The following is a 26551-nucleotide window of genomic DNA, read 5'->3' on the forward strand; positions in this document are numbered from 1 at the left end:
GGCTCCCTTTTTTAATTCATCATATTGGCGCTAACTTAATTACTCACCCGCGACTTTCATCGACTCAAGCAAGATAGAACCCGTTTGAATTTGTGAACGCGTTTCAACATCGTTACCAACCGCAACAATCTGAGTGAACATGTCTTTTAGGTTACCCGCGATCGTCACTTCAGATACTGGGTATTGGATTTCTCCATTCTCAACCCAGAAACCTGCTGCGCCACGTGAATAATCACCTGTCACGGTATTAACACCTTGACCCATTACTTCAGTCACAAGGAAGCCGGTGCCTAGCTCTTTTAGCATCTGCTCAAAGTTTTGACCCGTTGATTTAACAAACCAGTTATGAATACCACCCGCATGACCTGTTGGTGTCATATCCATTTTACGTGCGGCATAACTGGTTAGCAGGTAAGTTGCTAACACACCATCAGTGATGATTTCACGATCTTGAGTGAACACACCTTCGCTATCGAATGGGCTTGAAGCCAAACCACGTAAGATATGAGGGCGCTCAGAAATGTTAAACCAGTCAGGTAAAATTTTCTGACCTAGGTGATCCAATAAGAACGATGACTTACGGTATAGGTTACCACCACTGATCGCCATCACAAGGTGGCCAATCAAGCCAGTAGCGACATCGTTAGCGAACATTATTGGGTATTGGCCTGTTGGTAGCTTTTTCGCATCCAAACGGTTAATGGTCTTTTCTGCTGCTTCTTGACCTACGCGCTCAGGCGTCCATAGCTCATCACGGTGACGTGCAACGGTGTAGCTGTAGTCTCGTTCCATCTCACCGTTAGCGCCTTGTCCAATCACACAGCAGCTCGTGCTATGGCGACTTGAAGCGTAGCTGGCTAGTAAGCCATGGCTGTTACCATAAACCTTAACGCCATAATGGCTGTCGTAGCTTGCGCCATCACTCTGTTTGATCTTGTCGCTATAAGCTAACGCTTGCTTCTCAGCTGCAATCGCAATCTCAGCGGCATAGTCAGGGTTTGGTTCATCAGGGTGGAAAAGATCCAAGTCTGGAATTTCTTTTACCATGTATTCTTTTGCTGCAGGACCAGCAAACGGGTCTTCAGAAGTGTACTGAGCGATATCAAGCGCAGCCGCGACTGTTTGAGCAATGGCCTTCTCACTCAGATCAGATGTAGATGCGCTGCCTTTTTTCTGACCGCGGTAAACAGTAATACCTAGAGCACCATCACTATTAAATTCAACGTTTTCCACTTCACACATACGTGTTGAAACACTTAAACCCGTTGACTTAGTAATAGCAACCTCAGCGGCGTCTGCACTCACTGATGCCATATCCAACGCTTTAGCTACTGCGGCTTCTAGCTCAACTCGTTGTTGGGCGACTTGCTGTTTTACATCCATATCTATTCTAATTTTTTAGGTCAATATTACGTAGGATAACAAGAATTTCGCTTTCTCCCCAAGATTCTTGCTAAAATAGGCAATATATTCGTTTGAGATAGTGACATAGGCAGAAAAGATGGCTCGCAAAAACCAAAAAGCCCCATGGGAACCAGAAGAAGAAATCATCTGGGTAAGTAAGACAGAAATGAAAACGGACATGGACGCCCTGCAAAAGCTGGGAGAAGAGCTTGTTGACCTAAAGCCTTCTGTATTAGACAAATTTCCGCTGTCTGAAGATTTGGCACAAGCGATTAAAGATGCACAACGCTTTAAAAATGAAGCGAAGCGCCGTCAACTTCAATACATTGGTAAAGTAATGCGCAGTGTCGATCCAGAGCCAATTCAAGCGGCTTTAGATAAGATTCGCAACAAACACTCTCAAGCAACAGTTGAACTGCACAAACTAGAACAGCTGCGTGATCGTGTTGTTGCAGAAGGCGATGCGGCCATTTCAGGCGTTATGGAAATGTACCCGGAAGCTGACCGTCAACGTCTTCGTCAGCTCGCTCGTCAAGCTAACAAAGAGAAAGCGGCAAATAAACCGGCTAAGTCTTCTCGTGAAATATTCCAAATCTTAAAAGAGCTAAAGCTAGGCGACTAATCTTCGCCGCCCTTTAATCAGAAAGATAATAAAAGACCTAGCGCATGCTAGGTCTTTTTGTTTTTGACGCACTCGATATCAAGAAGCTCTCAATATTAAGAAGTACTCACAGGAGTGAAAAAATCATCATTCACCCGCTTTAACAAACGAGCTTAGCTCTTGCTGTGGATGTTCAGCCGTCAGTGTCTCTATCGAGTCTGCAACCAACACCTTACCTAGCGCTACAAAAACGAACTTATTTGCGATACTGCGTGCATCACCTAAGTGGTGAGTAACCATCAATACCGTAATGTTTCGCTCTGCGGCTAATCGCCTAACCAGGTTAAGCATTTCCTCACGAAGCAAAGGGTCAAGCGCAGAGAAAGGTTCATCAAGCAGCCAAATATCATGAGGCTGAACAAAACAACGCGCTAACGCGACACGCTGACGTTGACCGCCCGATAAGTGCTCAGGCAGTCTATCTAAATACTCCGCGACACCCACTTGTGCAGCGGCCTGTTCGACTTCGTGCTTTTGGGTTGCCGTAAGCTTTAACCCTGGATGCAAGCCTAAGCCAATATTTTCACGTACGGTGAGATGGGCAAACAAATTGTGCTCTTGAAACAACATCGCTAATGGACGCTGATGTGCTTCTTTGCCAATCAGTGATTGTCCCGCTACAGAGATCTCACCCGAAGTGGGCTCAATAAACCCAGCAACCAGTGCCAACAGCGTTGATTTACCTGCGCCACTTGGCCCCATCAGCGCAACAATATCGCCCTGCTCAGCTTGAAAATCAAAGCAAAACAACTCTCTGTGATAGTGGTAGTCCACATCTTTCATCACTAACATCATCGGTTCCTCAACTCTTTAGCATCGAGCTTAGATCTTCGAGTAAATAAAAATTCAATCAGGCTAAAGCTGCCAACACTCAGTAACAGTAAGCTCACGGAAACCACAGCTGCAGCTTCCATTTGATAGCTGCCTAATAATTGGAATAGGTACAAAGGCAGAGTTCTAAAATCTTGGCTACCAAACAAAGCAATCGCGCTTAAGTCACCCATTGCTAACATAAAGCTGATCGAGAAGGCTTGTGCCATCGGTTTACGCAATGCGCGCCACTCCACTAGCCTAAAACGCGTGAAACCAGTCATTCCCAAACTTGCGCACACATACTGATACTGCTGAGACAAATGCAGCATAGGTTGAGCCAAGGTTTTAATTACGTAAGGAAGCGCCATTAAACTGTTTACTGCAATCACGATAAAGAAAGCTAAGCTGAAAACATCGGTGAATGAACGCAGTAATAAGAAGAGACCCGTACTGATCACGAGCCCTGGAGTAACTAAGATAATAGTGCCAATCAGCTCGATTTTATCTGCTCGAAAATTCTTATTCTGTAAGCGCCATGCTCGACTCGTCAGCAGTATTGCGATACCAATACCAACCGCGATAACACTTGCTAATGACGCAACTTTAACCGAGGTCATTAACGCAGCCCAGAACGGCTCGCTGCTCAGTACGATTAATGCCTGCGAGTTAATGCCACTGACGATAACCATAGCTAATGGCGGCAATACCAGCATTGAGACGGTGATGATCCAAAAGCTATCCCAAGCTTTTGACCACCAGCAGTCCTTAACCAAACATTTCTCTTCCGACAATTGACTGGCTGTCACTGAAATAGGTTTCGATAGGCGCTGAATGCTCACAGCTAACACACCACACAGCAGCATTTGCCATATTGCGAGCAAGGCACCAGCCTGCAGGTCAAAGTCGAATTTAATCGCCTGATAAATAGCGAGTTCGATAGTAGTTGATTTAGGTCCACCGCCTAGTGCCATCACGGTAGCAAAGCTGGTAAAACACAGCATGAAGACCAAACCACACACATGTGGCAGTTGCTGTCTTAAACGAGACCATTCAACCCATCTGAATTTGTTCCAATGACTCATACCCAAATGAGCACAAAGCTTATGCTGCTCGGCAGGTACGGTATCTAAAGCTTGTAAAAGTAAACGGCTAGCATAAGGCAGGTTAAAGAAGACATGTGCGAGCAAAATACCATTCAACCCATAAATCGAGAATGGTAGTTTAATATCGAAGTTCGCCAGAAATTTAGCTAACCAACCACTGTTACCATAAATAGCTAGCAAACCAAATACGCCAACTAATACGGGCAAAACCAAGGTCGAAGCAAACAGCCTTAACAACAAGGCCCGTCCAAAAAATTGTCTGCGACACAGAGCATGAGCAATAGGTATAGCAAAGCCAACACTCAGCATCGTTGAGAGTGTCGCTTGATAGAAACTGAATTTCGTTACATGCCAATAGTAAGGATCGGACCATACTTGGCTGATATCAAGAGAAGGGGCATTGCTTAGCAATGCCCCAACTGCTGAAACCACGAAGGCGGTAATGAGTATCGCAACCCAAACCCCGACCTTAGGTGTTTTCTTTATCATAAATTGATTTTTTACCGTAAATGGTTCACTCCAAACATAACGAATGAACCTTTAAATACAGAAAGCTAGTTTTTTAAAAGTACGTTAGAAAACTCATTTTCTTAAATAATAAGTTAAATAGTAAGTTAAAAAGTAAGTGCACTCTGCCATTCACGAATCCAAGGCTTACGCTTCTCGGCGATCTCTTCTGGTGTGAAGCTTAGCGCTTTCTGAGGAACCGTAAGTTGCTCGAACCCTTTTGGTAGCTCAACATCGGTCACTGGGTACATCCAGTTGCCAGTAGGCATCGCCGATTGGAACTCATCACTTAAGATAAATGCCATAAACTCATCGGCAAGCTTTTCGTTCTTGCTACCTTTAACCTTCGCTGCCACTTCCACTTGAGTGTAATGACCTTCTTCAAAGCTTGCAGCTGCGTACTTAGAATCACTTTCTGCAATGATGTGATAAGCCGGAGAAGTTGTGTAAGACAACACTAAATCAGACTCGCCTTCTAGGAACATAGAGTAAGCTTCAGACCAACCTTTAGTCACAGTCACAGTTTTCTGAGCAAGCTTCTTCCATGCGGCTGTCGCTTCATCACCGTAAACAGACTTCATCCATAGCATCATGCCTTGACCTGGCGTCGAAGTACGTGGGTCTTGGTAGATAACCTTGAGGTCGTCACGCTGCTCGACCAATTCTTTCAAACTCTTAGGCGGATTTGCTAATTTCTCTTTGTTATAGATAAACGCAAAGTAACCAAAATCATAAGGAACAAAAGTGCTGTCGTTCCAACCGTTAGGAAGTGTCACTGATGACGTATCAACACTGTGCTCAGCCAATAAGCCCGTAGATTTCGCTTCAGCCATGAGATTATTATCTAGGCCTAAAATGATGTCAGCTTTGCTGTTGCCACCTTCAAGACGTAAGCGGTTTAGAATAGACACACCATCTTCTAACGCGACAAAATTCACATCACAACCACACTTTTCTTCGAATGCTTTTTCAACGGCAGGACGAGGACCCCAATCCGCAGCAAAAGAGTCGTAAGTGTAAACCGTTAAGGTATTGTCTGCTGCGAAGGCAGAAAAAGAGATGGCTGTAGTAACAGCAAGAGTTGTTAATGTTAATTTCACTGGACGCTCTCCATGGTCTGAGCGGCACAGGTTTGAGGGAGGAGAACGGTAGAGGTTGTTCCTAACTCAATTCCTACGCCAGCATTATCTGGTTCAGGTTTACGGGTCCCAAGTGTCTGCTTGATCTCAGCTCGCATTCATTATTTGAATGGTTCGCTCCCCGATGAGTGTTCAGGATTGTAATTTGATTTTTAACAATAAGCCATCAAGTTTGGATCAATTACGTTGATCGTAACCCCAACGTGGCACTAAACCTTGCTCGATACCAAGGTGATCAAGAATACGTGCCACCATAAAGTCGACCAAGTCTTCAATCGACTTAGGTTGATGATAAAAACCCGGAGCTGCAGGCATAATCGTCACGCCCATGGTCGAGAGTTTGTGCATATTCTCTAAATGCAACGTAGAAAATGGCGTCTCACGAACCACCAACAACAACTGTCCTCGCTCTTTCATAACCACGTCGGCTGCACGCTCGATTAAGTTATCTGATAGGCCATGAGCAATCGATGCCAAGCTTCCTGCAGAGCATGGACACACCACCATCTGCTTCGGTGCTGCTGAACCAGATGCAACCGGTGAGAACCAATCATCTTTGCCACACACCACCAGCTTTTCTGGGTCGCAATCTAAATGCTTAACCAAAGCTTGTTTCGCAGCATCTGGCCCAGCAGGTAACTTAAGTTCATGCTCGGTCGCCAACACCACTCGCGCTGCCGATGATATCAGCAAGTAGACCTGATAATCGGCGGCCAAAAGGCATTCAAGTAAACGCAGGCCATAAGGCGCACCGGATGCGCCAGTGAAAGCCAGAGTTATCGCTTTATCGTGTTTTGTCATGTTCTCAATTACTTCAAATTATAAGGTCGAGGATGCGTTAACCTTTGAGTGCCAATCCATCCAACAGTTTCTGGTGAATACCACCAAAGCCACCATTACTCATTACCAAGATTTGGTCACCCGCTTGTGCCTCAGAGACAATTTTAGCAACGAATGCATCCATGTTATCACTCACGTGCGCGGGTTGGTGACACGCATCGGCGACGTCTTGTACTGACCAATCAATGTTATCGGGTTGGAATAAGTAAGTAGAATCCGCTTGCTTCAACGAATCAGCCAGCGTTTCTTTGTGCACTCCACGTTTCATTGTGGCAGAACGAGGCTCTAAAACGGCAATTATTTTTTTCGTGTCGACCTTATTACGTAAACCGCCCAGCGTAAGTTCAATTGCCGTTGGGTGATGAGCAAAATCGTCATAGACAGAAACGCCTGCCACTTCGCCTTTAAACTCTAGACGACGTTTGGTGTTGATGAACTTCGCCAACGATTCACACGCTAAATCAGGTGTCACCCCTACATGTCGCGCAGCTGCAATCGCCATCAAAGCATTATTGACGTTATGGTCGCCAACCAAATCCCAGTCGACAGTTCCTACGCATTCGCCTTGGAAGTACACTCCAAATTGAGACCCGTCTTTAACCAGCTTCTTGGCATCCCAATCACCTTGTTCACCACTCGATTCTGTCTCACTCCAGCATCCGCGAGATAAAACATCTTGAATAGCCGTATCTTCTTTAGGAGAGAAAATTCGGCCATTACCTGGCACAGTGCGCACTAAGTGGTGGAACTGACGCTTAATCGCCTCAAGATCATCGAAGATGTCAGCATGATCGAACTCGAGGTTATTCATTACCAAGGTTCTTGGGTGGTAGTGAACGAACTTAGATCGTTTATCAAAAAAAGCACTGTCGTATTCGTCAGCTTCGACCACGAAGAACATGCTTTCACCAAGGCGAGCAGAGATACCAAAGTTACCTAACACGCCGCCCACTAAGAAGCCAGGCGCATAGCCACAGTCTTCTAAAATCCAAGCCAGCATGCTCGATGTTGTTGTCTTGCCATGCGTTCCCGATACCGCTAATACCCAACGATCATGCAACAAGAACTCTTGCAACCATTGCGGGCCTGAGGTGTATCTAAGGTTGTTATCCAATACATACTCAACACACGGGTTGCCACGACTCATCGCATTACCAATCACCACGAGATCAGGCCTTGGTTCTAACTGGCTTGGGTTAAACCCTTCAATAATTTCAATCCCTTGAGACTCCAACAAAGTGCTCATTGGTGGGTAAACATTCGCGTCACTACCGGTAACCTTGTGACCTAATTGACGAGCCAATACCGCTGCACCTCCCATGAAGGTGCCACAAATTCCTAAGATATGAATATGCATAAATTGCTTCCAAACGCTTGGCTAAATGAACCATGTCTAAATCAAACTACTGCACTCATTATCATTAAATGGCGATTAAAAGCGAGTAGCAATGCAAAACAAATTTAGTCGACATAGTAAGTGAGATCTGCGTCGCTTAGTTCATTACCATTAAAAAGATCTAACCTTTAGAATTTAAGTAGGCGTCTAGATGAATAAAGCCCGAGTAAGAGGCAAATTCTATAGTGCTCAAATCCCCCTAATATTGAGAGAAGTTTAAGGAAATAACATGTCTGAGATGCGCACCCTTGGTGAGTTCATTGTTGAGAAACAGAGTGACTTCCCCCATGCAAGCGGTGATCTATCATCCCTTTTGTCGTCTATTCGACTTGCTGCAAAAATTGTTAACCGTGAGATCAACAAGGCTGGTCTAGTCGACATCACTGGCGCTGTTGGTACAGACAACGTTCAAGGTGAAGAACAGCAAAAGCTAGACCTTTACGCGAACGACAAGTTTAAAGCGGCTCTAGAAGCTCGTGATCAAGTTTGTGGTGTTGCAAGTGAAGAAGAAGACGAAGCTGTCGCCTTCAATAAAGAGCTCAACAAAAACGCAAAATACGTCGTTCTGATGGACCCACTTGATGGTTCTTCAAACATCGATGTCAATGTATCTGTTGGTACAATCTTCTCTATCTATCGTCGAGTATCGCCTGTTGGTACCCCACCAACACAAGAAGACTTCCTACAGCCAGGACACAAGCAAGTAGCCGCGGGGTACGTAATTTACGGCTCTTCAACTATGCTTGTTTACACAACTGGTGCAGGTGTAAATGGCTTCACCTACGACCCATCTCTGGGCACCTTCTGTCTGTCTCATGAAAACATGATGATCCCTGATGAAGGTAAGATTTATTCCATCAACGAAGGTAACTACATTCGCTTCCCTACGGGTGTTAAAAAGTACATCAAGTACTGCCAAGAAAATGAGCCAAGCGACAACCGCCCTTACACATCACGTTACATCGGTTCTCTAGTATCAGATTTCCACCGTAATCTTCTGAAAGGCGGTATCTACTTATACCCGAGTACGCAAAGCCACCCTCAGGGTAAACTGCGTCTGCTGTACGAGTGCAACCCAATAGCCTTCATCATGGAGCAAGCTGGCGGTATTGCCTCCGATGGCGCCCAACGCATCATGGATATAAAACCAACAGAACTGCACCAACGTGTGCCTTTCTTTGTCGGTTCTAAGAACATGGTGAAAAAGGTAGAAGAGTTCCTTGAACTTAACCGAGACTAATCATCTCGCTTATTTCTCAAATTAACGCCATTAAAAAAGCCAGCATTTACATGCTGGCTTTTTGTTCTACAACTCAGAATACATAGATGTTACGGATAGATAACTATTACGAATTGTCCCGCTTACACCAGTCACCCGAAAGTATTTCTTTATTAGCCGTTAGATCAAGCTGATACAAATATACCCATGCTAATCCAAATATAGTCTCTATTTGTTCGCGACGATACTCAACAGGAACATCTTCTAGCCGATCGAGCGAAGCCAAAACTTCATCGTTAATGATATAGACCTCGCCAACGACATTTTTCTTTCCAGAAATCATCGCCGGATAGGCACCTAAATCAAAAAGAGCGTATTCCTCAGGGGTGTCAAACCTTCCTAAGCACTCACACTGCTGCAAATAGTGGTGGTTGGACTGACCTTGCCTCAAGGTTCCATAAACAAAAACAAGTTGCTGCATAACCCCTCCTAAGCATTCGTAATCCGCTAATCATTCACGACTCAAGTGTTACTCGAATTCAAATTGATAGAGAAGATCCACGGCACTGTCTAGCCCCGATACGGCTTCAACATAGAGATCCTGCATCAATCGATAACGAACAGTAAACTCACCTAACGAGTTAAAGATACCTACGCCATACTTCACCTGTAAACCAGGGAGAATGTAGCCGCTGACCGTAACCTGGGAATCATCTCCAGAGCCTGCAGTATCCAGTTGCAAGTCCTGTACGCCAAAAGCCTCACCAATTTCGCCGACAACCTTGCCGCTCTTCGCTAAGCTTAAGCCAATTAAGGTCGTTGTCATTGAACCATTCGACTTACCATCAATATCTTGACCACGCAAAATATAAGACAACGCGTTGGCTTGCGGCATCGCAGGATCAGAATAAATTTCGATGGTCGGCTCTGTCGCCGGGCCTGTCACTCGAATACCAGCAGTCACATCATCCTGAGTATTATCAGGGTTACGTATCGCATTGATCGCTACATATGGCTGATCCGGAGGCCCATTCATTAGAATCTTACCTTCTTTGATCAAGAGATCTTGTCCAAAGGATTGGTAAGTACCATCGACGATATTTACCTCACCTGTGATAAAAGGACCTTGGTCTTTTTGAGCCACGTTGAGCTTGCCGACCAAATCACCTTCAAGACCAAAAGCAGACAGTTTAAAGTCATCGCCAATGGAGATATTAATATTGGTCATCACATTGAATGGAATCGTGTCTTCGCTCTCTGGCTCAAGATCTTTATTCAAGATAACTTGATCAGAAGAGACGCCGACCGCTGACGGTGGTAAGTCTTCGACAACGATACGTCCCCACGGTAATGCGATATCACCCGTAATTTTTGCAAGCTCTGGCGTGACATCAATGGTCATATCAGGCACGACCTTCACCTTAACCATAGGTGGAATATCAACCATCAACTCATCAGCAAACACTCTAACGTTAGAGTGCCATGCTTTAAGATCCTGCCAGTCCCCGGAGCCTTCGATATCAAGGTGACCATCGGGTGTTTCAACATTGGCATCTAACTTCGCGCTGTAGCCGTCAAAATCGAGGTCAATACGACCATCTTTAATATCGACTGGTGTGACATCGCCTTTGACTTGAATACCATCAACAGAGAATTGACCAAAGACTTGAGGATGCATCAAAGAGCCTTTTACCTGTAGGTCACTCTCAAGATCGGCCTTCAACAGGCTGTATTCGCCGAGGATTGGCTGTAAGAAGTCCAAATGGAAAGTTGTCAGCTTAATTGCCGCATCGACCATTTTGTCTTCTGCGAGAATGTCTGGTAACGACACCGTGCCAGACAGGTCACCATTATCAGACACATCCAACTTAAAGTCGGCGTTCAGTTGGTTGTCTTTTAGTTGGGCATTCAATGCAACGCTTTCCCAACCGAGTGTGATTGGCTCACCAACTTGTTGAACAGCCTGACCTTTCGGCATATCGACGCTTACCGTCACCTCAGGTTCACCTTGTTCCGACCATTTGGCATAAGCGGTCGCATTGACTAAGCCCTGTAATTGCGTTTCTTTAGGCATGAGGGCTTGGATCTGCTCAAAGTCGAATTGGTTAACGCCCAGTTTGGCCTCACCTGACTTTCCAGCGCGGATATCCTCATCCAGACACACGCTCGAACCCGATTGCTTCCAACAGTGCGCTTGAACGTCGGCATACTGCTTATCGACATCCGCCTTAATCGCAACGGGTTGGTCTAATACCCAAGGCCCCTGTTGAGTGGTAATTCTGACTCTGTCTAACGACCCATCCCAAATAAGAGAAGGCTTCTGAATCAATTCTCCAGAGATAGCCAAACTGGTCGACACTATATCGGATATCACATCAAGTGTTACGGTATGCTGCTTCTCACCGCCATTCACGGTTAAATCAATGCTTTCCACATTTTGTTCTTGATAGGTTAAGTTCTTAGCTTTCAATACAAGATCGGCTTGAGCTTCAGGCAATGGCAGAGGAACCACTGAGCCATTAAGCGATAAGGATTCTAGTGTTGCTTCGTTATTCCAATCGACCTTATCAACATTAAGTGCGAGATCGACCTTTGGCTCTTTCGTTGGGCCACTAAGCTGGATATTACCCATCACTTTACCCGTCAGCTCTGGAACACTCTTATCTAACTGTGGAAAATTAATCGCAACGCCCATACCCCATTGCTTATCCAGTTGCCCTTGAGCCTTAATCGAATTAACACCGTGAGCCAAGCTCAAACCACTGGTTTTCAGTTTAGGTTCACCGCTCGCGCTGCGATCTGACGCTGACAACTGCCCTTTGATATCCAGAGGGTATTCTCGTAGGATCCCCTCGATATCGAGCTTAGGTAGTTCAATCGCCCAACCACTCGCTTGTGTCAGTTCACCCGAAGTTACGATGCTTCCGCTAATGTTACCCTCGGCTTCTGGCCACTGCAGACCCGGTTGTATGTCTTTGAGCGTCACATCGGCTTGCCAATTAACGAGCTTCTTCCAGTTAGCTTTAACTACACCATTTAGTTCGCCACCCAAGGTATTCAGTTTCAAGCGTTCAAGTTCAATCTGTTCCGTGGTGCCTTTACCTTGTAGATCTATTGTTAAGGCAGGTATCTCCTTACCATCGGCTTCAGCTTTAAGCTGCACATTAAAACCATCTAATGAACCATCGGCTTTGAATTTCTCAATTGCAGCTTGGTAGTCACTTTTACCTGTCAAAGGCCATTGCGCTTTACCTCCCTCTAAAAGAAGGTCAAATGGCAGAGTCGGTTCTAAGGGTTGAATATCCCCAGACAACTTTGCCTCAATCAATTCGGAGAACTGAGACTCTAGGCTTAACTTAGCCACGCTGCCTTGTGCTTTCAGAGACAGTTTCTGACCAGCAAGATCGGTTTCTTTCACCAACGCACCCAAAGAAAGCTCTAGCGGATAGCCGCCCTTGAGCTCAACCTTCGTCGTTAGGTTCGCGCTTGCTTGTGGCATATCGAGTTCGAGACTGGAAACGTCAACCGTGTGTTTACCCGCGCGAGCTTCTAACCCGAGGTGATTCACAACAATTGGCGCTTCTTGTTCTAGAGTGAAACGGTTGAGATCAAAACGCTCAAGTACAACCTGCAAAGGAATCCAAACTTCAGGCAACTCGATAGCTGTCTTAGTTGCAGTATCTGGCTCGACTATTTCTGATTGTGGATCTTCAGTAGACTCTGCAAGTTTAACCTTAAGATCATTGAATAAAGTTGGCGATACTGTCAGCTTTTCCCCCTGCATACTCAGGGCAGTAGAGAACAAACCCCATTCAATTTCATGACCTAAGATATTCAGTTTGATATCAGATAAAGCGATTCGATTAATGACGATTGGTAGTGGTGTTTTTACCGATGTTACGGGCGGAGTAGGTTCTGCCTCTTCTGTAGAAGCTGGTGGCAATTCAGTAAGTGCAAAGTCCAGCCCTTGAATTGCTAAGCGGTCAACACATACTTGAGGGTCGAGCAGACAGCGCGGATTGATAGCCAATGCCAAATTTTCAACCTTGGTATCGATATGTAGGCTATCATCTTTAAACTGAACATTGTTAAGCGTAAAGCTTGGGAAAAGAGCGCCTTTAGTACTTTCCACTTTCAGTTGTGGCAATGCTTTTTCGGCGCCCCACAACACAGTATTCAACCCCGAATTGGTGAACAAAACAAAACCTAGTAGGGCGATTAACAATAGCAAAATCGACGTCAATGAAATCGACGCCCACTTGATACACTTACCCACCACTTTGATCATAATTCTGGCCCTAAACTAAAGTGCAGTTGGAACTCATCACCTTTTTTCGCATCTAGACCCCAAGCAAAATCTAAACTCACAGGACCGACGGGGGACGCCCAGCGAATCCCTACACCAGTACCATGTTTCCACTCTGGCGTGTCATTGAATGCATCACCAATATCGTAGAAAGCCGCTCCCCACCAATTCCCAACTAAGCGATATTGGTATTCAAACGAACTGGTTGCAATGAATTTCGCACCCGTTAGTGCGCCACTTTCATCTCGAGGAGAGATAGACTCATAGCCATAACCACGGATGCTATTATCACCACCCGCAAAAAATCTTAAAGAAGGAGATAACTTATCAAATTCGTCCGCAAAGTTTCCGCCGAATTGAAGGCGGGTTAAACCTCGGTGGTTATTACCAATGCTTCGAATCCATGCGGTTTGCCCTTGAAAACGTACGACTTGGGTTTCAGATAACAAGGTATCATCAGCCGCTTCAACCATGATGGTTTGTTTATCGCCCCACATCGGCATTGAACCGCCTCGGGTTCGAGTGCGTGAGAAAGAGACACCTGGCAACACAAACTGCGCCAAATCGTCTTGTAAACCTTGTTTATAGTTTTCGACTAGGTATCGAATGAATACCGTGCGTTGCCAACCATTATCTAGACGCCAGTACCTTTCTAAGGCTAAGTTTGACTCCAAACTCTTGGTATCACGGTTATCCAGATTCTTCATTCCATACTTAATTTGATAGTAGTCATTAAGCACGTCATCCAATGGGATTTTATAAGCCGCCGTAATCGTCTGCTCAGGCTTGGAGATCGATAAACTACTATTAAAACTATGACCTTTCTCATTAACCCAAGGTTTCTTCCATTTAAGGGTACCTTTTACACCCAAGTCTGTTGATACACCGATACCCGTTTCAATTTGGTTCCGCGCTTGCGGAGCAAGGCTTACCTTCATCGGAATTTCTCGACCTTCACCCAATTGACTTAAATCAGGCTCAACAAAGACTGAAGAGAACCAATCCGTATTGGAAAGGTTTTGGTTGTATTCACCAACTTTGGTTATCGAGTAAGGTTCGCCATCTTCAAATGGTTTAAGTGACTGCACCTTCTCTTCTTCTATTTGGCTACCAGTAACCTGAGTAGAGCCAAAGTGATAACGAATACCACTGTTATAATGAAGGCGGACATAAGCGCGGTTTAATTCAGGAGCGACTTCTAGTTTGCTAAGATCATACGCCCCATCGAAGTAACCTTTCGCTAATCCAAGATTGCGGATCGATGATTTTAAAGAGTCATAATTACCATGATTCAAAATCGAACCTTTAGACAACTTGCTCTTAGCTATTAAGGCCAAAAAATCAGGATCATCTTTGGCTTCACCAGTCAGAACAATATCTGAAGCATAAATAACAACCGGCTCTCCCGGCTCAACCGTAACAGTCAATTCGGTATCATCTTCAGAATGAGTAAATGTGATATTAGGTTGGTAGTAGCCTAATGCATTCAACGCTTCGTTGATCATCGACTCCAAGCGAGATTGAAATCTTAATGAGACCGAATACTCTTCTTCAGGAATCGCACTCAGATAAGCATCCACATTATCTGCAAGCGCGCCATCCAACCCTTTAATATCAAGGGAAACGTCAGCGAAAGCGAATGTCGATGACAGTAGAGTGCCAATCAGAACTGGTAAAGTTTTTCTTATCATGTTTAATTGGTGAAGAAGTTATCAATACGTTAATAAGTGAAAAGAAATCATACCGCTAAAAAGGCATTGAGTCTGTAACAAATCTGGTAATAACACGGTCTAATGTAAAGACTTAATCAATATTAACCAGCCGTTAATATGAGCCTCCAGTTAATATAAACCTAGATCTAATGTTAACTAACGCGGTAAACGTATGCGAAAAGGAATATAACATGCTAAACAAACAACAACTGGTTTCCGCAGCAACCGCATTACCGGGAAATGCTGACCCAATCCGAATCACTGAGCGCCATTTCGTCAATCAAACTGACTTGCTCAATACACCTACGGGTTCTCAACAAGAAGTCCTACTTGGTATGGGATGCTTCTGGGGAGCTGAGCGTTTGTTCTGGCAGTTGAACGGCGTTATTTCAACATCTGTTGGCTACGCTGGTGGATACACGATTAACCCCACTTATGAGCAGGTATGTAGCGGACAAACTGGCCATACCGAAGTCGTTCGTGTCATTTTTGATAGCGAACAAACATCTCTCGCTCAAGTACTTGAAATCTTTTGGGAGCGTCATGACCCAACTCAAGGGATGCGCCAAGGCAACGATTTAGGGACTCAATACCGTTCTGCGATATACACCTTCAGCGAAGAACAACAGACTATCGCTGAGCACTCTAAACGTGAATACCAACGAGCAATGACTGAATCATTGGGCAACGAAATCACAACGGAAGTTCTGCCTGCTGGAAAATATTTTTTCGCAGAAACCTACCACCAGCAATACCTAGCTAAAAATCCGAATGGTTATTGTGGATTGGGTGGAACAGGTGTGTGCTTCCCTCCGCAATAATGTGTTATACCAATCACAGTAAGTAAGTGATCATAAATAGCACAGGAAAAATGCTTGAGAACAAGGCAGAAATTTTTGATAAGTAGTTATTCTACAATCAAAATTTCTAACGATGTTATCGAGTGTTTTAACCAGCTAGGATTAACAGTTATTTACTACGATTGGTATTAGGCATACAAACTAGAACAACATCCATTAAAAAAGGGCTTCCGCTAGGAAGCCCTTTTTTAATGGAAATCTATTTGACGAAATGCAAATCTATAACAGTCAGTTACACCGGCAGCGCAGCAATGGTGCCGTTAACTTCTTTAAAAATCGTTAGCTTTTGTTTGTCTGAAACTTCAGGAAGAAGCACCTTGCCTTGGTCGAAGCGAAACTCTCCGATACCCTCTATAGCAAACTGGCCTTTGAACAGGACTTTAACGAAACGCGCCACCTGATGTGGACGGTAAGTAGAAAATTTTCTTAACATAATACAACCTCAATTCCATTTGAGTACTACAGCCACGTACCTGAACACCAACGTATTCAAAGCACATTAAATCGCTAATTCCTTTAGCAAACAGCAAGATAATCTATTGTTCATCTCGATATTGATGCATTATACCTTTTGGTAACAAGCCTGCAACTTATTTCTACACCGTACGATAAAAAAGTTAAAGAGGCATTTTTCAAATTTCATATTATACTTCCAGAGCAAACCAATAAGCGGAACAAAAATATAATGAAAAACAAAACTCTACTGGCTTTTTTAGCCGCAGCCTCTCCACTTTTCGCCAATGCTCATAATCTATCAGTCGGTGCAACTCTGCCTGCTGTCGATGTTAGCAACTATGGTGAAATCGTACTAAACGACGGAAATACTGGATATCAAGCTTGGGCAACCAATGATCTTCTAGGTAAAGTTCGCGTCGTTCAAGCTATTGCTGGCCGTAGCAGCTCGAAAGAGCTCAACGCACAACTGATGGCAGCAATTACAGCCTCGAAATTCGCAGAAGACAGCTACCAAACCACTACCATCATCAACCAAGATGATGCGATTTGGGGAACTGGGTCTTTTGTTAAATCGTCAGCAGAAAGTAGCAAAGAAGAATTTCCATGGTCTTCTATGGTGCTAGATGAAGACGGAACCGTAGCGTCATCATGGGCTTTAAAAGAAGAGAGCTCAGCGATTATCGTTCAAGACAAGCAAGGTAAAATATTGTTTGTTAAAGAAGGGGCATTAAACGACTCAGAAGTCACTCGAGTTATTGAGTTGATTAAAGCGAGCCTTTAATAAGATATTCGCGTCTTTTTCGAGACCTGACCAAAGGATATTGTTATATTATAACAGTATCCTTTTTTAATTCTGTGGTTAATCATCCTGATGTGGAAAAACACACCTAATAATGTGAAACGTAAAACAGGCTTCTTGCTTGGGCTGATGCTCATGTTGAGCGTGTTAGCAGCGACACATATTGTGGATATCGACCCACATCATCACTCTTCACATCACTGTGAGCTGTTTTCGATAAATCAGTTCATAACGGCGCATTCACTTCCACAGATCCCAGAGTTCCATTCGGAATTTACTGTCGCTATCACAGAGTCAGTCATTTCGTTACAGCGCCTGTATTTCGCTTATTTAGCACGTTCACCTCCTGTAAAGATTTCTTAATTACCACTACTTTTTAATTAACCTTTATTCAGGAAAAAAACATGAAACCTACTATTCTAGCCGTTGTTATCGGTATGACTGTCTCTACTAATGTTCTAGCTAACGAAGAATTCCGCTCTCACGAAGCACACGTGCACGGTAAAGTTGAGGTGAACATCGCTCAAGATGGGCAAGAACTGCTTGTTGAAGTAACAGCTCCCGGCGCTGATGTGGTTGGCTTTGAACATGCTCCAGAAACTGCTGAGCAAAAGAAAGTATTTGAACAAGCGATTGCGCAATTAAACAAGCCAGATGAGCTATTTGGTTTCAAAAATGCAAGCTGTACTCTGAAGTTCAAGTCGGTGACGAACACCTTGGAAGGCGATCATGATGACCACAAAGGCCATGACCACGCTGAACACGATCATGACGACCACAAAGGCCATGACCATGCAGAACACGATCATGACGACCACAAAGGCCATGACCACGCTGAACACGACCATGATGACCACAAAGGCCATAACCACGCTGAACACGATCATGACGACCACAAAGGCCATGATCACGCAGAACACGATCATGATGACCATGAAGGCCATGATCACGCAGAACACGACCATGATGACCACAAAGGCCATGACCATGCAGAACACGATCATGATGACCATGAAGGCCACGACCATTCAGAAGGTGGGCACGGCGAATTCACTGTCGAGTACCATTACCAATGTTCAGATATTGCGAAGCTAGATACCGTGAGCACTCAATGGTTCTCTAAGTTCAGCAACACAAAATCAATGACGGTAAACCTTCTAACTGACAGCGCTCAAATTCAAGAAGTGCTTAACGCAGATCGTATTAGTTTTCGATTCTAATTAGCATTAGATTGAATTAAACGTAGATACGCAGCCAAGTAAGTAGTCACTTACTTGGTTGTGCAAATCGGTGTGTTCTGGGAATTTATTTTTCTAATAGCTGTCCAGTAAATACACCGCTTTAATCATTGGAGCTAATATGTCTTTTGACAGTTCATCACTTGTGGTCAAACTCGAAAATATCAGCTTTCGTTGGAAGCCTGAATTACCCCCAACACTAGAGATCCCCTCACTGCATATCCAAGCCCAAGAGCACCTTTTCATCAAAGGGCCTAGTGGTTGCGGGAAATCAACATTGTTAGGGTTACTGACCGGAATCAACCAAGCTGAACAAGGCGAAGTATCTATCCTTGGCCAAGACCTCACACAGCTAACACCTCGTCAGAGGGACAAGTTCAGAGCCGATCATATTGGCTATATATTCCAACAATTTAATCTGCTTCCTTACTTGTCAGTGATCGACAACGTGACGCTTCCTTGTCAGTTTTCTAAGATTCGTAAGCAGCAAGTCACTGAAAGTCAGAACAGCCTGCAAGCAACCGCTCAAGAGTTGTTACTACGATTAAAGCTACCTCAAGCTCTAATGGACAAGCCTGTTACCGAATTGAGCATTGGTCAACAACAACGTGTTGCTGCCGCTCGTGCTTTGATCGGCCAACCGAAAATCATTATTGCCGACGAGCCAACCTCGGCTTTGGATCATGACAACCGAGAAGCCTTCATCGAATTGTTACTAGAGCAAGCAAATCAAGCCGGGTCTACTCTGATATTTGTCAGTCACGATCCAACATTAGAAAAGCTATTCACTCGAACCATAGATTTAAAAACCGTTAACCAAGCTAAGGTTGTCGTATGAAAGTAATTACTCACTTAGCCCTAAAAAGCGTACTCAACCGTAAAGCCACCGCTATTCTGACGATTCTCACCGTGGCAGTGTCAGTGATTCTATTACTCGGTGTTGAACGTGTAAGAACCGAAGCAAAAAGCAGTTTTGCTAATACGATTTCAGGTACCGACCTTATTGTTGGTGGCCGCTCTGGTCAGGTAAACCTACTGCTTTATTCGGTATTTAGAATTGGTAATGCAACCAACAACATCGACTGGAAAAGCTATCAAGAATTTAGCCAGCATAATGCTGTAAAGTGGGCGATACCCATCTCATTGGGAGATTCACATAAAGGCTTTCGTGTAATGGGCACGAACCATAGTTACTTTGATAATTATCGCTATGGAAGTAAGCAACCACTTACTTTTCAGCAAGGTAAAGAGTTTAATCAGCTATTTGATGTCGTGATTGGTGCCGATGTCGCGAAGAAGTTAGATTACAAGATTGGTGATCACATCATTCTGGCGCACGGTATCAGTGATGTCGCCTTCAGTCGCCACGACAACCTGCCTTTCACCATTGTAGGAATACTCGCGCCAACCGGCACACCAGTAGATAAAACGGTGCATGTCTCGTTAGAGGCCATTGAAGCGATTCACGTTGGTTGGGAATCGGGGGCTAACCTAGGCCACACACCGAATGCTGAAGCGCTAAAGCAACGTGACTTCCAACCAAAGCAGATTACCGCGATGATGGTTGGCCTTAAATCGAAGATCCAAACCTTTGCACTGCAACGAGAAATCAATAACTACCGCCAAGAACCTTTGAGCGCCATTATGCCAGGCATTGCGCTTCACGAATTGTGGGGAATGATGGCCGTAGCAGAGCAAGCACTACTGATTGTTTCAGGGTTTGTGGTAATCGCGGGACTGTTAGGGATGCTGAGTAGTCTACTCACTAGCTTGCAAGAAAGACGTCGAGAGATGGCCATTCTGCGCGCGATGGGAGCAAGGCCTCGTCATGTGTTCGGTTTACTGATCAGTGAAGCAAGTGCCCTAACCTTCCTCGGTATCACATTGGGTGTTGCCGTGTTGTTTGCGCTAATCGCAGTAGTTGCTCCTATTGTGCAACAAAGTTATGGTATCAACATATCGGTATCCGCAATCACACCCCATGAGTGGAAACTGCTTATGTTGGTGCAAGTTGCCGGAATCATTATTGGCTTTATTCCCGCTTTCAGAGCTTACCGTCAGTCATTGTCTGATGGCATGACTATCCGAATCTAAAATAGGAACCTACGATGCAACGCAAATTCCTACTGATACTTGGGTTACTTATGTTCCCATTTATCAGCACAGCTCACGCTGAAACCACTCAGACTGACGAATCGGTATTAACACTCGATTGGATTGACTTGATTCCAGAGTCAGAGCGAGCACAACTCGACTCATTTGGTATGCCTATGGTTAACCACGACAGTATGGACAAACCTCAACAATCGACACTTGGCGCTGTTCGCCCAGAGCTGAATGGCAGCACAGTCAAGATTCCTGGCTTTGTGATTCCATTGGAAGGCGATGAGAACATGATCACTGAGTTTCTGTTAGTACCGTACTTTGGCGCATGTATCCACGTACCGCCACCGCCGCCGAACCAAATCATCTACGTGAAGTTCCCACAAGGCGCTCCAATCCAGCAGCTATGGGATGTGATTTATTTAGTAGGTACACTAAAAACCGAGTCAATAAGCCACGACTTAGCTCAAACCGGTTATCTTATTGAAGGTACTGCGATTGAAGAATATGACGACATGTAGTCATTAGAAGGGTGGCTCAAGGATGAGCTGCCGTCACTGAACGAGTGAGATCATTCAATAACAGTTTAATAACGATAATTTTATTCTAAATTATGCGATGTAATTAGACAAGTACGCTAGAACAGCGACATAAGTAGCGAGTAATAACCCTATACTAAGCTGTTTCTTCAGCTTGTTATCATTGACTTGATTCATAACTCCTCCTTGAGAATTACAACAAATTTAACATTTTATTATCATTAGCAAAAGTAAAATTTTGTTGAAACCTTCAACTCTGCACGCAAAATCTAGCCACCAATAAGATAAAGAGTTACATTTTAGACAGTTATACCAATCACAATAAGTAAGTGTTCAGAAATAGCGTAGGAAAAAGGCTTGAGAACAAGGAAGCTCTTTTCAATAAATAGTTTTGATAAGTAGTTATTCTACAATCAAAAATTCTAACGCTGTTATCGAGCGTTTTAACAAGCTAGAGCGAGCAATTATTTACTACGATTGGTATTGAGTCGTCTCCTAACGGTACTCTTATGTCAGAAACCAAACAGCCAGTGATCATTGAGCATGCTAGCGATACACAGCAAAAGCATAAGAAAAAGCCTCATATTGCCGATAGTGCAAGCAGAATGCGGCACATCGCACAAAGCTTCGGCCTCGATTCCTTAATTAGTCATAGTGCAAAGCCAAACGATAAAGCTGAGAGTACGCTTATCGAACGGGCACTATTACGAGAGAAAAAACGTAGAGAACTTCGCCAAAAGAACCTAGAACAGATTCTAAAGTTGGCACACTCTTCATGTAAGGATGAAGCGGCTGGAGACCCTGATCAGGACTGGCTATACCGTTTCTTCGATATGGCACAAGAGATCCACAATACATCGATGCAGAGGCTGTGGGCTCAAGTACTGAAACGAGAAGTCACCAACCCAGGCTCGACGTCGATGAAAGCGCTGCAGATCTTAAAAGACATGACACCAAAAGAAGCGCTCACCCTGCAAAGAGCAGCGTCACTGGGTTGTAGCTTTGGTAGCGATAACAGCAGAAAACTGTTGCTCGGCTTTAAATCCCATGCTGGAATCTTCAGCTTTGGTAAAAGGGACACCACCAACACCATCAATCTTGGTGGACACAACCTTCCCTACTCTAGCTTGCTCCACTTGATTGAACTCGGGATTATTCTGGGCACAGAATTAGAATCTGGAGAGATTGATTTCGATCCAGCTCTGCACTTAACTTATCAAGGTAAGGGCATGTCACTGGCACCATTATCAAAAGGGGTGAAGCTGATTTACTACCGATTCAGCCCAACAGGCAATGAGCTTTGCAACTTACTTGGCAACAAGCCTAACACGCAGTATTACGACCAACTGATTGCGCTATTGAGCCAAAAGTTTACGGTTCAAACAAAAGTTAAAAGCAGTGTGAACTACACCGTCTAGACAATCGATACTGTAAAAAATAGACGGTGTACGCTGTGAAGAGTATTGATAAGAGTGAAGAGAATCTAGAGGATAAGGTTCTTGTCTCGGAAAACCAAGGCTGCACTATTTATCCGTAGTGAATTAAGCAGATAAACAGGAGAGTAGCCTTAGTCATACCAGCGATCTCAATTGGATAAAATATTACGCTTCTCTAAAGCATCAATACACAATTCGACCAGTTCATCGAGTGTCTTTTCGCCCGCAGGAAGATCTATCTCAGGATGCTTAGGCGCTTCGTACACTGAACTAATACCAGTAAAGTTCGGGATGTCTCCAGCGCGTGCTTTTTTATACAGACCTTTCGGGTCTCGCTGCTCACACACCTCAAGTGGTGTGTTTACAAATACCTCAAGAAACTCACCTTCCGGCAATAAGTCTCGCACCAACTGTCTTTCAGCTTGATGTGGGGAAATAAACGCTGACAAGACGATCAAACCCGCATCCGCCATCAATTTAGCGAGCTCACCAATACGACGAATATTCTCTCGACGGTCTTGCTCTGAGAAGCCAAGGTCGCTACATAACCCATGACGGACATTGTCGCCATCCAATAAGTAAGTATGGTAACCAAGTTGGGCTAAGCGGTTTTCTAATGCTCCAGCAACTGTTGATTTCCCTGAACCAGATAATCCAGTGAACCAGAGCACAGCTGGTTTCTGTGATTTCAGATCCGCACGAAATGTTTTATCAATCGAATGTTGATGCCACACAACATTCTCATCTTTTGGTTTGAGTACTGCGGTCATAATTAGTCCTTTAAATAAACAGCATTAAAATGGGAAAAAGTAAGGAATCAGGGTCAGCACCAAGCCCGAATAGACAATCGAGATTGGGATGCCGATACGTAGATAATCCGTGAGATGGTAATTACCTACGCTATAAACAAGTAAATTAGTTTGGTAGCCGTATGGCGAAATAAAACTGGCACTGGCACCAAATAGAACCGCCATAATGAATGGCATAGGGTCAACGCCATAGCCGATAGCCATGCTATAGCCGATTGGGAAAGAGAGTGCTGCGGCCGCATTATTGGTAACCAGTTCTGTTAGAACCAAGGTCATAAAATAGGTCGCGACTAACGCACCAAACACGCCCCAGCCATTAAAGGCTTCCATAAACATCAGCCCCATACGCTCAGACAGCCCAGATGAAATCATCAGTTGAGCAATAGACAGAGCGGAGCCAACGATCACCACAATATCAACCGGAAAACGGCGACGGAGTTCACCCAGTTGCACCACACCAAAGGCCACCAGCAACAGTAAGAAACCAGCCAGCCCTTTGATAATCGGCACGACTTCAGCAAGGGCTAGACCAATCACACTGGCAAAACCGAGCAATACAAACGTCGATTTATCGGCATCAAGCTTGGCACTCGAGTCCAAGTCATTCATCAACACAAACTCTTTGTTGTGTTGCTGGCGCTGTTCTTCAAAGCGTTTACCGGGAACCAAAATCAAGGTATCACCAGCGGTCAATGTGATATTCCCTAGCCCACCTTCAAGGCGCTCATGGCCACGACGAATAGCAACTACAACTGCATCGAAACGGTCTCTAAACTGGCTTGTTTTGAGGGTTTTATTACAGAAGCTTGCCGACGAACTCACCACCACTTCAACAAAGCTCTGGCCGTTAAGGTGATGCTGGCCAAACAGGGTCAACCCTTGAATTTCTTGTAGTGTCGCTACGCTTTCAACGTCGCCACAAAACAGCAACCGGTCACGAGCTTGAAGAATAAAATCAGGGTCAATCGAAGCCGTGGTCTTACCGTCGCGAATCACTTCGGCTAAGAACAATTTTCTCAAAGCTCTGAGATTATTTTCGCTAACACTGCGGCCAACTAACGGTGAGCCAGGTTCAACTCGCGCCTCTAGAAAGTAAGGCAGATCGTCCTGCGACCCATCATCGTAGCTTGGTAAGAAGTAACTCAGAGGGATAAGAATCAAAACACCACCCACCAAGACCGCTAAACCGATCAAGGTTGGTGTGAAAAAGTTTAAGCTTGGCAATCCCGCATCTTCAACAAAACTATTGATGATCAAATTGGTTGAAGTGCCGATCAATGTCAGGGTTCCGCCTAAAATGGCAGCGTATGACAAAGGGATAAGTAACTTAGATGGCGCGTGCTGTTGATTGCGTTTGATCGCACCGATCAAAGAGACAACCACCGCTGTGTTATTAGTAAAAGAAGAAAGTAGCGCTGTGGAAATACCCAACTTCGCAACCACGGTACCTAGCCTACCTTCAGAGATATTGCGGCTAACCCAGCTGATTAAGCGAGTTTTCTCCAACGCACTTGATGCGAGGATCAGAAGAATTAAAGTCAGTAACGAGGAGTTAGTGAAGTTATTGGCTAGGCTCGACAAGTCGATCATACCAGCCATAAAAGCAATAAAAGCCGCGCCAGCAAAGATAAAGCTTGGCTTAATACGGGTAACGAGCAGGCAAGTAATGATGCCGAGCAAAATCGCTAATACAAATCCTTGTTGCCACATATACCCGTCCTTTATGGCGGAAACAATCGGTTTCCGCCTGATTCAATAAGCTGTTACTTGGTCGTTTATGACTTCAGTAATTGGCTTAGATCTTTGGCATCCCAATGAGGGAAGTGCTTACGAACTAGAGCGTTGAACTCAAGTTCAAATGCAGAGAAGTTACCGACTTGCAGTTCAACAGAGTCCAAACGGTCTCGAATCAAACCAGCACCAACCGTCACGTTGGTTAGACGGTCGATAACGATGAAGCCACCGGTATCGGCACTTTCACGGTATTTATCCAATGCGACAGTCTCGTTCAGTGACCATTCACACAAGCCAATACCATTCAGTGGCAACTCATCGACAGCGTGGGTCGACAGGTTGTTGATGTCATACTGGTGACGAACCGTTTCAACCTGACCGACGGTTTTCTTGCCTGCGATTTTGATGTCGTAAGCTTTACCCGGTTGCAGTGGTTGTTCTGTCATCCACACGATGTCTGCCAATACATGGTTGGTTGATTCAATCTGTGCATTTTCTAGCACAATCAAATCACCACGGCTGATATCGATTTCATCTTCAAGAGTCAGTGTTACCGCCAAACCCGCTTGTGCTGATTCAAGTTCACCATCAAAGGTCACAATGCTTGCCACCTTAGAAGTTTTACCTGAAGGCAACGCCTTGATTTCATCACCGACGCTGACACGACCAGAAGCCACGGTGCCAGCAAAGCCACGGAAATCTAAGTTAGGACGATTGACATACTGCACAGGGAAACGGAATTCGCCCGCAGAACGTTTTTGGTCAATGTCTACGTTCTCTAGCACTTCTAATAGAGACGGACCTTCGAACCATGTAAGCTCTTTGCTTGGCGCAGCAACGTTAATGCCTTCAAGCGCGGAAACCGGCAGAATTTGAATGTTAGTTTCGCCTTCTAGGTTTTCAGCAAACTCTAGATACTGATCGCGAATCTCCTCAAAACGATCTTGCGAGTACTCGACGAGATCCATTTTGTTGACTGCGACGATGAAATGCTTCAAACCAAGCAGGTTAGAAATAAACGAGTGACGACGTGTTTGATCCAGTACACCCTTACGAGCATCAATCAAGATCACAGCCAGATCACACGTTGAAGCGCCTGTTGCCATATTACGCGTGTACTGCTCATGCCCTGGGGTATCAGCAATAATGAATTTACGTTTTTGAGTCGAGAAGTAGCGATAAGCCACATCGATCGTTATGCCTTGCTCACGCTCAGCCTGTAAACCATCAACAAGCAATGCCAAGTCAGGTTTCTCACCTGTGGTACCCACTCGTTGGCTATCAGAGTGAACCGCTGCTAACTGATCTTCATAAATCTGTTTTGTATCATGGAGCAAGCGACCGATTAAGGTACTTTTACCGTCGTCTACCGAGCCACAAGTTAAAAATCTAAGCATAGATTTATGCTGATGCTGACTTAGATAACCTTCAATCCCTAGTTCAGCCAATTCGGCTTCTACTGCACTATTCATTTTTC

The 26551-nt window shown here is 44.6% G+C and carries 23 protein-coding genes and 1 riboswitch; of the genes, 10 read left to right on the forward strand and 13 right to left on the reverse strand.

The annotated features are described in order from the left end of the window. Positions 1-39: 39 nt before the first annotated feature. A complete protein-coding gene (gene pmbA / locus ACED28_RS11565; RefSeq protein ID WP_371709904.1) occupies positions 40-1383 on the reverse strand; it encodes a metalloprotease PmbA in 1344 nt (447 codons plus the stop codon). A 118-nt stretch (positions 1384-1501) separates the two neighbouring features. On the opposite strand from pmbA, the gene yjgA reads away from it, so the two are divergent. Then, on the forward strand, positions 1502-2026 hold the full coding sequence (gene yjgA, locus ACED28_RS11570) for a ribosome biogenesis factor YjgA (protein ID WP_371709905.1): 525 nt from the start codon (positions 1502-1504) through the stop codon (positions 2024-2026). A gap of 126 nt (positions 2027-2152) precedes the next feature. Here the strand turns inward: yjgA and thiQ are convergent, their stop codons facing one another. The 5 genes from thiQ to mpl all read right to left on the reverse strand — a co-directional run bounded on the left by thiQ (position 2153) and on the right by mpl (position 7824). After that, positions 2153-2857: a thiamine ABC transporter ATP-binding protein gene (gene thiQ / locus ACED28_RS11575; protein ID WP_009847749.1), complete on the reverse strand. Its 705-nt coding sequence runs from the start codon at positions 2855-2857 to the stop codon at positions 2153-2155. Next, complete coding sequence (gene thiP, locus ACED28_RS11580) at positions 2857-4470, reverse strand: thiamine/thiamine pyrophosphate ABC transporter permease ThiP (RefSeq protein WP_371709906.1); 1614 nt, start codon at positions 4468-4470, stop codon at positions 2857-2859. Before thiP ends, thiQ begins: the two co-directional genes overlap by 1 nt. 125 nt (positions 4471-4595) lie before the next feature. Further along, positions 4596-5588, reverse strand: a complete 993-nt coding sequence (thiB, locus tag ACED28_RS11585) for a thiamine ABC transporter substrate binding subunit (protein WP_009847751.1) — start codon at positions 5586-5588, stop codon at positions 4596-4598. 53 nt (positions 5589-5641) lie between these two features. Continuing rightward, a riboswitch (TPP riboswitch) is annotated at positions 5642-5761 on the reverse strand. Between the two features lie 43 nt (positions 5762-5804). Continuing rightward, on the reverse strand, positions 5805-6428 hold the full coding sequence (locus tag ACED28_RS11590; protein WP_009847752.1) for a flavin prenyltransferase UbiX: 624 nt from the start codon (positions 6426-6428) through the stop codon (positions 5805-5807). 37 nt (positions 6429-6465) lie between these two features. Further along, positions 6466-7824, reverse strand: coding sequence for a UDP-N-acetylmuramate:L-alanyl-gamma-D-glutamyl-meso-diaminopimelate ligase (gene mpl, locus ACED28_RS11595; protein ID WP_371709907.1), 1359 nt, complete (start codon positions 7822-7824; stop codon positions 6466-6468). A 268-nt stretch (positions 7825-8092) separates the two neighbouring features. Here mpl and fbp point away from each other — a divergent pair, with 268 nt between their 5' ends. Next, positions 8093-9103, forward strand: coding sequence for a class 1 fructose-bisphosphatase (fbp, locus tag ACED28_RS11600; protein WP_009847754.1), 1011 nt, complete (start codon positions 8093-8095; stop codon positions 9101-9103). A 106-nt stretch (positions 9104-9209) separates the two neighbouring features. Here fbp and ACED28_RS11605 read toward each other — a convergent pair whose 3' ends face one another. Genes ACED28_RS11605 through ACED28_RS11615 form a run of 3 tightly spaced genes read right to left on the reverse strand, consistent with a single transcriptional unit; the run spans position 9210 to position 15079 of the window. Then, the gene (locus ACED28_RS11605; RefSeq protein ID WP_371709908.1) at positions 9210-9563 is read right to left on the reverse strand and encodes a gamma-glutamylcyclotransferase; all 354 of its coding nucleotides are present in this window, start codon (positions 9561-9563) and stop codon (positions 9210-9212) included. 48 nt (positions 9564-9611) lie between these two features. Next, on the reverse strand, positions 9612-13370 hold the full coding sequence (locus ACED28_RS11610; RefSeq protein ID WP_371709909.1) for a translocation/assembly module TamB domain-containing protein: 3759 nt from the start codon (positions 13368-13370) through the stop codon (positions 9612-9614). After that, complete coding sequence (locus ACED28_RS11615) at positions 13367-15079, reverse strand: autotransporter assembly complex family protein (protein WP_009847757.1); 1713 nt, start codon at positions 15077-15079, stop codon at positions 13367-13369. The genes ACED28_RS11610 and ACED28_RS11615 overlap by 4 nt, the downstream gene beginning before the upstream one ends. A 212-nt stretch (positions 15080-15291) precedes the next feature. Between ACED28_RS11615 and msrA the strand changes: the two genes are divergently transcribed. Next, a complete protein-coding gene (msrA, locus tag ACED28_RS11620; protein WP_371709910.1) occupies positions 15292-15921 on the forward strand; it encodes a peptide-methionine (S)-S-oxide reductase MsrA in 630 nt (209 codons plus the stop codon). Between the two features lie 271 nt (positions 15922-16192). Here msrA and ACED28_RS11625 read toward each other — a convergent pair whose 3' ends face one another. Next, a complete protein-coding gene (locus ACED28_RS11625; RefSeq protein WP_004735283.1) occupies positions 16193-16393 on the reverse strand; it encodes a DUF1107 family protein in 201 nt (66 codons plus the stop codon). A 252-nt stretch (positions 16394-16645) separates the two neighbouring features. Between ACED28_RS11625 and ACED28_RS11630 the strand changes: the two genes are divergently transcribed. The 7 genes from ACED28_RS11630 (at position 16646) to ACED28_RS11660 (ending at position 22513) form a co-directional block, all read left to right on the forward strand. Continuing rightward, positions 16646-17197, forward strand: coding sequence for a YtfJ family protein (locus ACED28_RS11630; RefSeq protein WP_371709911.1), 552 nt, complete (start codon positions 16646-16648; stop codon positions 17195-17197). Between the two features lie 90 nt (positions 17198-17287). Then, complete coding sequence (locus ACED28_RS11635; protein ID WP_083784112.1) at positions 17288-17578, forward strand: DUF2607 domain-containing protein; 291 nt, start codon at positions 17288-17290, stop codon at positions 17576-17578. A gap of 41 nt (positions 17579-17619) precedes the next feature. Next, positions 17620-18435 (forward strand): DUF2796 domain-containing protein, encoded by an 816-nt coding sequence (locus tag ACED28_RS11640; protein ID WP_371709912.1) that lies wholly within the window; start codon positions 17620-17622, stop codon positions 18433-18435. Between the two features lie 139 nt (positions 18436-18574). Next, on the forward strand, positions 18575-19291 hold the full coding sequence (locus tag ACED28_RS11645) for an ABC transporter ATP-binding protein (protein ID WP_004735279.1): 717 nt from the start codon (positions 18575-18577) through the stop codon (positions 19289-19291). Continuing rightward, positions 19288-20547, forward strand: coding sequence for an ABC transporter permease (locus ACED28_RS11650; protein WP_009847762.1), 1260 nt, complete (start codon positions 19288-19290; stop codon positions 20545-20547). The genes ACED28_RS11645 and ACED28_RS11650 overlap by 4 nt, the downstream gene beginning before the upstream one ends. A 14-nt stretch (positions 20548-20561) precedes the next feature. Further along, positions 20562-21077, forward strand: coding sequence for a DUF3299 domain-containing protein (locus ACED28_RS11655; protein ID WP_009847763.1), 516 nt, complete (start codon positions 20562-20564; stop codon positions 21075-21077). 527 nt (positions 21078-21604) lie between these two features. Beyond that, entirely contained in the window at positions 21605-22513 is a 909-nt protein-coding gene (locus tag ACED28_RS11660) for a TIGR03899 family protein (RefSeq protein WP_371709913.1), read from the forward strand. A gap of 167 nt (positions 22514-22680) precedes the next feature. Here ACED28_RS11660 and cysC read toward each other — a convergent pair whose 3' ends face one another. The 3 genes from cysC to cysN form a co-directional block, all read right to left on the reverse strand. After that, positions 22681-23301, reverse strand: coding sequence for an adenylyl-sulfate kinase (cysC, locus tag ACED28_RS11665; protein ID WP_017096581.1), 621 nt, complete (start codon positions 23299-23301; stop codon positions 22681-22683). A 24-nt stretch (positions 23302-23325) separates the two neighbouring features. Beyond that, positions 23326-25050, reverse strand: coding sequence for an SLC13 family permease (locus ACED28_RS11670; RefSeq protein ID WP_009847766.1), 1725 nt, complete (start codon positions 25048-25050; stop codon positions 23326-23328). 65 nt (positions 25051-25115) lie between these two features. Continuing rightward, positions 25116-26546, reverse strand: a complete 1431-nt coding sequence (gene cysN, locus ACED28_RS11675; protein ID WP_371709914.1) for a sulfate adenylyltransferase subunit CysN — start codon at positions 26544-26546, stop codon at positions 25116-25118. Between the last annotated feature and the right edge of the window lie 5 nt (positions 26547-26551).

Source organism: Vibrio sp. 1F253 (genome assembly GCF_041439295.1).
Lineage (GTDB): Bacteria > Pseudomonadota > Gammaproteobacteria > Enterobacterales > Vibrionaceae > Vibrio > Vibrio tasmaniensis_A.